Origin of the sequence: Neochlamydia sp. TUME1 (genome assembly GCF_000813645.1) — a bacterium.
Lineage (GTDB): Bacteria > Chlamydiota > Chlamydiia > Chlamydiales > Parachlamydiaceae > Neochlamydia.
The window spans coordinates 18,234-29,502 of record NZ_JRXI01000124.1 but is presented as its reverse complement, the minus strand read 5'-3'; the positions used below and the strand labels follow the sequence as shown (position 1 = coordinate 29,502).

Below are 11,269 nucleotides of genomic sequence, written 5' to 3'. Positions count from 1 at the left end.
ATCTTACCTTCAAAAGCAAATCAAGCTGCAAGCGAAGTTTGGCAACAGCTAATAGTTTATACGCATAGAAACAGAGACTATGCCAATCTCTTCAAGAATTTAATTAAAACTTCGAGTCTGCTAAACGTAAAAACGTTGACAACTTATGCAAAAAAGTTTATGTCCCAACGACTCATTGGCAAAATGTTGGAGAAAATGCTCCGAAAGGAAGTGGATGAGCACCTTTATCTGAAGCTAACCATCACTGGAGAAAAATAGATAAATTGTTTGAGAGCTTTAAAATATATTAATTAAGGAAATGAGATGGTAAATACATTAACAAATAATGATAACAATAAAAATGTGGCTTCTTCTTCTCCCACTCAGCTTGCTGTTAGCTCTATAGAGCAGCTTCCGGATGAGTTGCTATTACATATTTTTTCTTTTTTGCAAGCTTCCGATCTCCTTGAAGTTGAACTGACATGCCATCAATGGAAAAATTTGGCCGAGGAAGAGATTTTATGGAAAAGTCTTTATCAACAGTATTTTAAAATGATTGAGCCTGTGGGTGAAACTTACAAAGAAGACTATTTTCGTATGTCTAAAGCTGACCATCAATGGAGAAAAGTGGATGAATTGTTGAGCTCCTTGGAACATGGTGATCTTAGACCCGATGAGGCTTTAAGATTTTTTGGTTTGGCAAATGAAATAGGTGGAGAAGCTGCCCTTCCAGACGATAACGCGTAAAAAAAGCCCTATAAAAAAGAGTAGATAAGTTCATTGAAAAGGATATATTGATTTTTGTCTTTCAAAAGCCTGCTCCTGAGCAATTAAGAGTATCTAAAGAGCTTAAGAAACAAGGTTGCTTCATTTCTCCAGGAGATGTGTGCGTGGTTGGTAAGTCTGCCAAAAAAATGTGTTAATAAATGAGGAGGAAAGTAAGCTTTTTATCTTACCTTCAAAAGCAAATCAAGCTGCAAGCGAAGTTCGGCAACAGCTAATAGTTTATACGCGTAAAGAGAGGCAATGACAATCTCTTCAGGAATTTAATTAAAACTTCGAGTCTGCTAAACGTAAAAACGTTGGCAACTTAGGCAAAAAAGTTTATGTCCCAACACCTCATTGGCAAAATGCTGGAGCAAATGCTCCTAAAGGAAGTGGATGAGCACCTTAGCTATAAAAAGCATTCATATAAAAGGCCATCTTTTTAGGTAATAGAGCCGCAATGGACATACCAAGGAAACAGTTAAAAGCAATTGCGGCGCGATTGGTTTAAAAATGTCAAGGGCTCGTAAAGCAGGCTTTAAACTTATGGGTATAAAAAAACAAACAAAGATATAAAAAATTCATCCTTAATCTTCTCTCCTCCTTTCCACATGTTTTGTACCTCTTAGGCGTTTCTTTTTCAAAGATTTTAGACTGCTAAAATCTAAACGAGTGAAATAAAAATGTTATTAGAAAGGTTTACTTTAGTTTTTCCTTTCCCCATCTTAAAGAGCTTAACTACTTTTCAATTCAATCAATTTTTCTACAGTAATTGTTAGGAGATCAGCCAATATAACATCATCTTCCATTGCTATAGAATGTTTCCTCATTATCTCCCCCCATATTGCCTTAAAACTTCCTTTAAATTGTAAAGCAAGAGATTCTCTATCATTTACCGTTTTTAATTTTTCAATATTAAATTTTAAGGCTTGGCGGATTGCATCTTGACTGCTTGTTGCTGAAGCTTTAGCTTTGCTAGCCTGCAATTTTTCTCTCCAAGATACATCACCTGTCGGAGATAGCGAAGGGCTAGATGCACCAGAAACACTGCTGGGTTGAGGCTTGGGTTCATCCTTCTCTTGCTCCTTTTGCTTCCCTTTCTCGGACACTATAGGTTCCTCTAGCCATTCTGGAGGAATAGATTGGGGTTTAATAAGATCGTCTGTTTCCGCAGTAGTATCAAATGGAGAAGGTGCATTAAGGATTATGTAGGAAGTCTGTTGTTGTGACAAACTTTCCTCCATAATTTGGATACCCTCCTTGATAGAAAGCCTTTCTCTTTCGGAAAAAGTATCAGGGCCGAAAAGATGACTTTTTCCTGCAATAACTATGACTTTGTCAGCAGAGCTTAGACTTGTCTGAATATTTTCCACCATTTTCATGTTGCGTTGAGGAGTCGCTTGTATCGTTATCTCTTTTACCATTCTATAAAAGGTTTCTAAATAAAAGTTCAAAGATGATAAAAAGCCTAGAGTTTCTTCTTTTTGATCAGCGTGAGATTGAAGATCTATTAGATGGGGCTTTAAATCATCTAAGTACCCTTCTATACTTGGACGTAATGATGGAGGGCTCTCTTTTTCCATCCATCCTGGTATCTGGGCAAATGTTAAACGCCGCAAAATATCCATTATTGTTTTTCTGTTTTCTGTAGAAGGGTTGGATAAATAGTTCATAAAGGCTTGGCAAACATTTGCATGAAAACGACTAACAACCTGATTGAAGAAAGAGTTTAGTACTTCTTTGGATAGATCTGTATCCCATGATGAAATTTGGATATGGTCTCGATAGGCACTGGGTAATGAGGCAATGTATTTTGCTCTTTTTTCTACATCACCTTCTACTAAAAGCTTAATTTTCCCCTCTTTTTCACTCAAGTATTGAGAAGCTAAAGCATTTACGAGCTTACCAATCTCTTCCGCTGCTTCTCCATGAGTTTCGCCAATCATGATAACTTTAGCTTCTATTACCTGCTCGGGTAGAGAAGTAGAAGGCAAGCTTTCTCCTGCACGATCATTCATTACAGGAGTAAAAACCCTCAATTGGTTTGTTAAATCTTGTTTAGCTTTTGAAGCATAATCTGGTTGCATAATCTTACTCTCCCTAAATTATTAGCTGTTCTTAAACTCATTGTTTTCTTGCAATTCCTATGCCAATATGGAAAAAAGCGTGTTATTGGTTACCGATAACAGAAAGATAAAAGCAATGGTGTTAGGGTGATTAGAGAGGAAGAGTAGCCTCAGTCTCGTTAGCTAATCTTTTCGTTTTGATTTAGGAGGCTTGCATTTTCGAAAAAGCTATAAGATTTACCTATCGCTCTTTCCTAGACTGAACTAAGTCCTTCGTGGACACAGGCAAGAAATAAAATAGGAAAGGCAAGATCAAATCTTGCAAATCTTAAAAAAAAAGAAACTCTGCCACTATCGACGAAAAGAGGAGCAAAAGTTCGTATCATTAAGAGAGTAAACTTGGCCTATTACTTGGCATCTAACCATCAATGAGTTAAAAAATTAAAGGTTCAACACAACGTTTAGCAGAAGAGGTGGACATTAAATTGCAGGGTAATCGATGAGATAAGCTTGTTTTCTGAATATGCCTAATATTTATCTAAGTAATTAGTATAGAGCAGATTGCGTTAGGTGATTTTAAGAAGGAAGGGATGGAGATATAGAGAGTAGCTAACTTATTAATTTTTCAGAACATGAAGGAGAAGATGTTAAAATTTACTTTAGAGCAAAATCAGAAGGGTAAAATAGTTTCTTATTGGGCGATTTAAGCCCTTTAGGAAAAGCCTGTTGCTACCATTATCAAAGGCTAAGACAAAGAAGGATAGATGGGCAATTACCAAGGTAGCATGTAGGTAGACTAATGTTTAAAGCTGCTCATTGGATTAATCGCAACCTTCTTTGAACAAACGATAAATTTTTTGAAAAGAAAGCTTTTTAAAATTTTTTTTGGCTTATAAATTGATTTTGAAAAAGAGCTTTTAAAGGTGAATGGGCAGGTGTGATACTGCAAAGGAATAAAGAGAGAAAAATGAAAAGGGAATGCAAATGGCAGCATAAAAAGTTTAAGTAGGAAATTTATTCTGTTTTCTCATTTGCAAACGAAATAAGAAATTTATATGATGCAATTTTTTATTTGAGCATTTCTTATGACAATAGCAGCACATAAACAGATCCATTTTTTAAAGGCTTTTATGCATTTTGACGAATACAATCCTCATCATTATTTAGGCTTGCATAAAAATAAGCGAGGGCAAAAAGTTGTACGTTTATGGCGGCCGGGCGCAAGCGAAGCTTATTTACAACTATTTAATAAAATTGTTAAAGCTAAATGTGTCCATCCAGCTGGGCTCTTTGAATATCGAGTTTCTGCCAACACTTCTTTTAGAGATTACAAAGTTTACCATCATAATGGCCTATTAGACTATGACCCTTATTCCTTTTTTCCCTCGCTTGGCGATTTAGATCTCTATCTTTTTAGTAGAGGAGTGCATTATCAGCTTTACAATATGATGGGAGGGAGGTTTGTTAACCATCAGGGGATGGAAGGTGTTCGTTTTTGCGTGTGGGCTCCTAATGCCAAAAGTGTAGCGGTGGTAGGGGATTTTAACCATTGGGATGGCCGCTTTAATCCTATGCGTTCTTTAGGAAGCTCGGGTATATGGGAATTATTTGTGCCCGGATTAAAAGAGGGTTTAAAGTATAAGTTTGAAATCCGCTCTCAAGGAGAGGATTTACATCTCAAAGCGGATCCTATGGCTCTCTGCGGTGAAATGCGGCCCGCTAACGCTTCCATTATAGCCAATGTAGATAAATTTATATGGGAAGATGCTAAATGGATGGAGAAACGTCAGGCAGAGGCTGCTCAGCCTAAACCTATTCATATCTACGAAGTCCATTTGGGCTCCTGGAAGAAAAAAGAGGGCTGGCGTTTTATGGATTATCGGGAGATAGCCCCAGAGCTTGCAGCTTATTGCCTTGAGATGGGCTATACGCATGTGGAGCTTCTTCCTATCCAAGAGCATCCATTAGATGAATCGTGGGGGTATCAAGTATCAGGATATTATGCAGTCACTAGTCGCTTTGGAAGCCCTGAAGATTTCCAATGGTTTGTCAACCATATGCACGAAAATGATATTGGCGTTATCTTAGATTGGGTGCCAGGGCATTTTCCTATAGATAATTTTTCTTTAGGACGGTTTGATGGTACAGCTCTTTATGAGCATGAAGATTACAAACAAGGCTATCATCCCCATTGGAATACCTACATCTTTAACTTTGGACGCAAGGAAGTTGTAAACTTTCTGATTGCTAATGCTCTTTTCTGGTTTGATAAGATGCACGTGGATGGCTTAAGAGTAGACGCCGTAGCGTCTATGCTCTACCTTGACTATGGTCGTGAAGAGGGACAGTGGATTGCCAATCAGTTTGGCGGAAATGAAAATTTAGAAGCGATTGAATTTATGAAACATCTTAATTCCATCGTCCATAAGAACCATCCAGGTGTGCTAATGATTGCTGAGGAGTCCACCTCCTTTCCAAAAGTTACTCATCCTGTAGAATATGGAGGCTTAGGCTTCGATATAAAATGGAATATGGGATGGATGAATGATACCTTAGATTATATGGCTAAAGATTCTATTTATCGTCGCCATCATCATCATAATCTGACTTTTGGACTGCTCTATGCTTTCAGCGAAAAATTTATTTTAGTTTTATCGCACGATGAGGTGGTCCATGGAAAGAGAAGCCTGCTAAGTAAAATGCCAGGGGACATGTGGCAGCAGTTTGCTAATTTACGCTTATTACTGAGTTACATGATGTGTCAGCCAGGCAAAAAATTGCTTTTCATGGGAGGTGAGATTGGCCAGTGGAATGAATGGTCTAGTACAGGGCAAATTGAATGGCCATTGCTGCAATTTCCTCTTCATCAAGGCTTAAAAGAGATGAACAGAGATCTCAATCACTTTTACTTACAAAATCGCAGTCTATGGGAAAGAGATAATGATCCGGCAGGCTTTGAATGGGTAGATTTTGAAGATCGCCACAATAGTGTGATTTGCTATCTTCGTAAAAGCTTGCATGATATTCTGCTTTGCGTACATAATTTCACACCTAATTATTACTCTGACTATAGAGTAAATTTAAAAAACTTAGCTTCGGTGAAAGAGGTTTTTAATACGGATGATGTAAAGTATGGCGGCTCTGGAAAACTTAATTTCTATCCCGAGATCCTGACAGATTTTCAAGGAAAAGCCTCTGCCTTAAAAATCCATCTTGCTCCTTTATCCACCATGATCTTAAGAGTTACTTTTTGGTAGTTTTTACATGAATAAGCATGAATACGAAGAGCTGTGCAAAGAGATTTGGCAGCATAATAGACATTACTATATTGAGCATAATCCAGTCATTTCCGATGAAGAATTTGATTTATTGTTAAAAGAATTGGAAGAAGCTGAGCGCCTTCATCCTGAATGGGTGACTCCTAGTTCTCCTACACAGCGTGTGGGAGAAATGCTTAGCGGAGGATTCGAGACAGCTACTCATGAAATTCCTATGCTTTCTTTAGCTAATACCTACAGCAAAGATGAAATCGTGGATTTTATTAAACGCATTCAAAAGCTGTTAGGTGAGCAGGACTCAGCTTTTTGCACTGAGCTGAAAATGGATGGCATTGCTGTATCGGTGCGTTATGAAAAAGGTGTCTTTGTGCGTGGTTTAACGCGGGGAGATGGGCGTAAAGGAGAGGTGATTACCAATAATATTAGAACGATTGCTCGTTTGCCTTTGCGTTTGTATGGAGAGAACATCCCCGACGTATTGGAAGTGCGAGGTGAAGTATTTATGCCTCATCAAGCTTTTAGGCGTTTAAATGAGGAACGTGTAAAAGCGGGAGAGCCTATATGGGCTAATCCACGTAATGCAGCTGCCGGTTCCTTAAAATTGTTGGATCCACGTGAGTCTTCTAGAAGAAAATTGGACATTGTATTTTATGGCATTGCTAACGCTCATCTTCATGGCTTAACCAGCCAATATGAGCTCCATCATTATATAAAAGAATTGGGTCTACCTGCCCTATACGCCTATGCTAAATGCCATAATATTGAAGAGATCTGGGATTATACAGAAAAGGTCCAGGCTTTACGTAAACAGCTTCCCTTTGATATTGATGGGGTGGTCATTAAATTAGATTCCCTTCGCGAATGGGACTTTTTAGGAAGTACCGACAAAAATCCTCGCTGGGCCATTGCCTATAAATTTGCAGCTGAGCAAGTAGCTACACGTATCCATGCTATTACTGTACAAGTCGGCCGCACAGGAGTTTTAACGCCTGTAGCTGAGCTAGAGCCTGTTTTTTTAGCTGGAAGCACGATTGCCCGCGCTACGTTGCATAATCAAGAAGAAGTCAAACGTAAAGACATCCGTGTTGGAGATCTTGCTATTATTGAAAAGGGAGGCGATGTTATCCCTAAGGTAGTAAAGATTGATTTATCTAAGCGTGTAGAAGGGGCCTTTCCCTGGTCAATGCCCTCTTCCTGTCCTAGTTGTGGAAGTAAAGTTGTTTATGTAGATGGAGAGGTAGCTGTACGATGCCCTAACACCTCTCAATGTGCGGAGCAACAATTAAAAAAGCTCATTTACTTTGCCGGCAAGGAAGCCCTAGATATTGAAAATCTGGGAGAAAAGGTGGTTGAGCAGCTGTTTAATAAAGGATTTGTCCGTAATCCTTCCGACATTTTTTGCTTAACCGCCGAGCAGCTTTCTCAGCTGGATAATTTTAAAGCCAAATCTATCCACAATCTTTTAACAAGTATTGAAAAAGCGCGTAAGGTAAGCTTAGCGCGCTTCATCATGGCCTTAGGTATCAAATATGTAGGGAGTGGCACTGCTGAGGCTTTAGCTATTAGAGCAGGAGATATCTATCATCTTATGCATATGTCTGCTGAGGATCTATTAAAAATAGAAGGAGTGGGAGAAAAAGTTGCTGCTGCTGTTGTTGAGTATTTTAATGATTCTAAAAATCGCCTAGAAATAGAAAAGCTTCTAGCTAATGGTCTAGAGCTGCAGCCGATGCAATCTGCTGCTTTTAAAGGACATGTATTTAATGGAAAAACATTTGTCTTAACAGGCACCTTAGAAAAATATTCGCGTCACGAAGCTGCCTACATCATTAAAGAAAGGGGTGGAAAAGTGACAGATAGTGTAAGTAAAAAAACTAATTATGTCTTAGCGGGAGAGAGTGCCGGTTCTAAGCTAGAAAAGGCTCAAAAGCTTAACATCACGATCCTTAATGAAGATCAATTTGAGAGGCTTTTATGACACGGCGTTTTACCTCTAAAATTAGAATGTTAGGTTTGAAAAAGAGGTTAACTTTTTATCGGTAGCCTCCTATTTTAGAGGGGTAGCCTTATTAAGTTGCCTGGCTACAGCAAGAGTTGCTTAAAAACTAATCCAAAGAAATTGTCTCTAAACATAGAGAGATTACTAGACAAACCCTCTAATCCTTTAAATCTGGATGAAGAGGAAAGTGTTAGAATTAGACTATTCGCAACTTGTTAATTTCAGTAGCTTTAGAAAAATTGGTAAGATTATCTTCTAGGCTAGCAATCAGTGTACCCATTAAAGTTTGATGATTGAATCCGTGAATACGTACTTTTTGTAGGCTGCCAATCAGAGCTTCGTTACCAGCAAAAACTACGTTTTTCCAACAACGCGTACGCCCTTTCAATAAAGCCTTATCTTTGGAACTATGCTTTTCCACCAATACCTCGACTTCTGTATTTAGCAGTCGTTGTCTTTGTTTAGCTGCTATCTCATCATGCAATTTGAGAAGTTGCTGTAAGCGTTCTTGCTTGACTTCTTCGCTAATATCATCTTTCCATCGCATTGCCGGCGTTCCTTTTCTTGGGCTATAAGAAAAAAGAAAAGCCACCGAAAACTCAATTTGTTTCATTAAATCATAAGTTTGCTGAAAATCTTCCGCTGTTTCTGTAGGAAAGCCTACAATAATATCTGTGCCTAGAGTGACATGGGGTACAATCTCTCGCAGCATGTGGACTTTCTCAAGATATTGCTCAATTGTGTAAATCCGATGCATTTTTTTTAGGATGCGGTTAGAACCTGCTTGCATAGGGAAATGCACAAACTCGCAAAGTGTTTTCAGATCCCGAATAGCTTCCATCAACTCTTTAGTGATATCCACAGGATGGCTTGTCATGAAACGTACACGTTGCAGACCTGGAATTTTATCTATTTGATAAAGTAAATCGTGAAAGCGGCACTGCCATTCTGGCTGGTCTTTTCCATAGCTATTAACATTTTGGCCTAAAAGGATAAGTTCCTTATATCCTTTACTTACTAATTGGCGGCATTCCTCTAAAATGTTCTCCGGTGAGCGTGAAACTTCAGGGCCGCGGGTATAAGGGACCACACAATAGGTGCAAAATTTATCACACCCCCGGATAATTGAAATGTAAGCTTTAACTTTATCGTCCCGTTTGGCACTTAGATAATCTAGTTCAAATTGAAATTGCTCATCAGTGCGCACGATTTGCTTATCACTAGCTAAGACTTCGTCCAGCACATGATTGAGTTCATGAATATTATTCGTACCGAGCACAAAGTCAATATGAGGAAGTTTTTGAAAAAGAGACTCTTTTTTAGCGTTGGCCATGCAGCCGGTGACACCAATGATAGGGTTATTTTGCAGAGAATGTCCTAATTTTCCTAGCTTCCCCATGACTTTCCTTTCTGCTAAATCTCTGATCGAACAGGTGTTAAAGAGTAATAGATCTGCCTGATTTTCATCTTCCGTGCGCACAAGGCCACGCCCTTCAAGGAGGCCTACCATAATTTCTGAGTCAAGTTCATTCATTTGACATCCATAGGTTCTCACGAAAAAGCTTTGAAGTTTACGCATAATAAATCCACTTACCTGTTTTTAAGAAAAGAAGGGGCTATTGTAGGGCAAACAAGATCTTTTTTCAAGTTTTCATCCTGCTGAAGTGAGGATATGGCTTAAAACCTAAAGAAGTTTTGTGGAATAAACTTACAAAGATGAATAAAAACATTGGCAAAAATGGCAGATAATAGGTAATATGTACCTTCATTCTGAATAAACATAGAATTTTTAGGTTCTAAACATGACTCAATATACAAATAAGACAATCATGCATCGTAAAGAAGATAGCCGGCCCACATGGTTTATTCTAGATGCTACAGGTAAAACTCTAGGACGCTTTGCTGCCGAGATTGCTAAAATACTTAGAGGTAAGCATAAGCCCTCCTTTACTACTTATTCTGATGCAGGGGACGGTGTTATCGTTCTGAATGCTGATAAAATTCGGGTGACTGGTAACAAAGAAGCTCAAAAAGAGTATATTTCCTATACAGGATATATGAGTGGCCTTCGTCGAACACCCTATCGTGTCATGAAAGCTCGTAAGCCTGAATATATCATTGAGCATGCTGTGAAAGGCATGATGCCGCATTCCCGTCTAGCTAACGCGCAGCTTAAGCGTTTACGCGTCTATGCGACCGGAAAAGAACATAATCTAGAAGCTCAAAAACCAATCAAAGCAAACATTTAAGATAAGTAGACACTATGGAAGAATTTGTAGCAACCGGTCGTCGTAAAACAGCCGTATCTTCAGTCAGGATTAGGCCAGGTTCTGGCAATATCGACATTAATGGCCGTACTTTTGAGGAATATTTTCCTTTAGAAATCCAACGACGTACGATTTTGGCGCCCTTTGAAAAGCTGAATGGTAATGGTCGCCATGATATGATTATTCGCGTAAAAGGAGGAGGCGTGGAAGGTCAAGTAATTGCTTCTCGTCTAGGCGTTGCTCGTGCTCTATTGCTCATTGAAGAGGGCTTACATCAAGATTTTAAATCCCAAGGATTTTTAACACGAGATGCGCGTAAGAAAGAACGTAAAAAATACGGCCATGCAAAAGCCCGTAAGAGATTCCAGTTCTCTAAACGTTAATCTTATCCTTTTACAGATTTTACTATTTCCCAAAGGAGCCTACCGGCTCCTTTTTATTTTTTTAGTCTAGCCTACTCGGCTAGAAGTCAATCTTTATATTCTTCTCTACCTGTTTGCTTTATTGATAAAAATAACAGATGAAATTAAAAGCGAGTAGGTGGGTGGCTAGCAGAAGATAGAAGTTTTTGGCTATATAGCGAATCCCTTTAGGGCAGTAAATGCTTAAGAGGAGCAGATGTAGCTAATAGGCAGGGTGTTTTGATGAGAATTATTTGATAAACACCTTGCCTAGTAATCCTCTCAAATAATTAGGCGCTGGGTTAAAAGATTTTCCTCTTGTGCGCTTTTTTTAGCAGATGAAATAGGGGGTGAAAAAGGATCTAAAGAAGGCTCTGTTCTATTCTCTTCAATATTTGAACAAGCAGAGACAACGCTAACGCTGCCTTCTGCTTCTGTATGTAATGATTGATGATAAATACGCGATGAACGACCTAAGGGGGGAGAAAGCTGCATATAAATTCTTTAATTTGGT

The 11,269-nt window shown here is 38.7% G+C and carries 9 protein-coding genes; 6 read left to right on the top strand and 3 right to left on the bottom strand.

Annotated features, from left to right (window positions below):
- Both DB41_RS12280 and DB41_RS05840 read left to right on the top strand, forming a co-directional pair.
- Nucleotides 1-258 (top strand): hypothetical protein (locus DB41_RS12280; RefSeq protein ID WP_039385364.1); only part of this gene is annotated, 258 nt, incomplete at its 5' end.
- Between the two features lie 45 nt (nt 259-303).
- Nucleotides 304-726 carry an F-box protein gene (locus tag DB41_RS05840; RefSeq protein ID WP_039385363.1) on the top strand — a complete coding sequence of 141 codons (423 nt, stop codon included), beginning with the start codon at nt 304-306 and terminating at the stop codon, nt 724-726.
- A gap of 752 nt (nt 727-1,478) precedes the next feature.
- Here the strand turns inward: DB41_RS05840 and DB41_RS05835 are convergent.
- Complete coding sequence (locus DB41_RS05835) at nt 1,479-2,831, bottom strand: hypothetical protein (protein ID WP_039385361.1); 1,353 nt, start codon at nt 2,829-2,831, stop codon at nt 1,479-1,481.
- Between the two features lie 1,109 nt (nt 2,832-3,940).
- On the opposite strand from DB41_RS05835, the gene glgB reads away from it, so the two are divergent.
- Nucleotides 3,941-6,067 carry a 1,4-alpha-glucan branching protein GlgB gene (gene glgB, locus DB41_RS05830; protein WP_052243947.1) on the top strand — a complete coding sequence of 709 codons (2,127 nt, stop codon included), beginning with the start codon at nt 3,941-3,943 and terminating at the stop codon, nt 6,065-6,067.
- A gap of 7 nt (nt 6,068-6,074) precedes the next feature.
- Nucleotides 6,075-8,066: an NAD-dependent DNA ligase LigA gene (gene ligA, locus DB41_RS05825; RefSeq protein ID WP_039385359.1), complete on the top strand. Its 1,992-nt coding sequence runs from the start codon at nt 6,075-6,077 to the stop codon at nt 8,064-8,066.
- 217 nt (nt 8,067-8,283) lie between these two features.
- On the opposite strand, the gene miaB is transcribed toward ligA, so the two are convergent.
- Nucleotides 8,284-9,666: a tRNA (N6-isopentenyl adenosine(37)-C2)-methylthiotransferase MiaB gene (miaB, locus tag DB41_RS05820; protein WP_080502429.1), complete on the bottom strand. Its 1,383-nt coding sequence runs from the start codon at nt 9,664-9,666 to the stop codon at nt 8,284-8,286.
- A 223-nt stretch (nt 9,667-9,889) separates the two neighbouring features.
- Here miaB and rplM point away from each other — a divergent pair, with 223 nt between their 5' ends.
- Together rplM and rpsI are read left to right on the top strand one after the other, a co-directional pair.
- Nucleotides 9,890-10,336: a 50S ribosomal protein L13 gene (gene rplM / locus DB41_RS05815; protein ID WP_042238997.1), complete on the top strand. Its 447-nt coding sequence runs from the start codon at nt 9,890-9,892 to the stop codon at nt 10,334-10,336.
- A 14-nt stretch (nt 10,337-10,350) separates the two neighbouring features.
- Entirely contained in the window at nt 10,351-10,737 is a 387-nt protein-coding gene (gene rpsI, locus DB41_RS05810) for a 30S ribosomal protein S9 (protein WP_039385358.1), read from the top strand.
- 300 nt (nt 10,738-11,037) lie between these two features.
- Here rpsI and DB41_RS05805 read toward each other — a convergent pair whose 3' ends face one another.
- Nucleotides 11,038-11,250, bottom strand: a complete 213-nt coding sequence (locus DB41_RS05805; RefSeq protein WP_039385356.1) for a hypothetical protein — start codon at nt 11,248-11,250, stop codon at nt 11,038-11,040.
- Nucleotides 11,251-11,269: the final 19 nt, after the last annotated feature.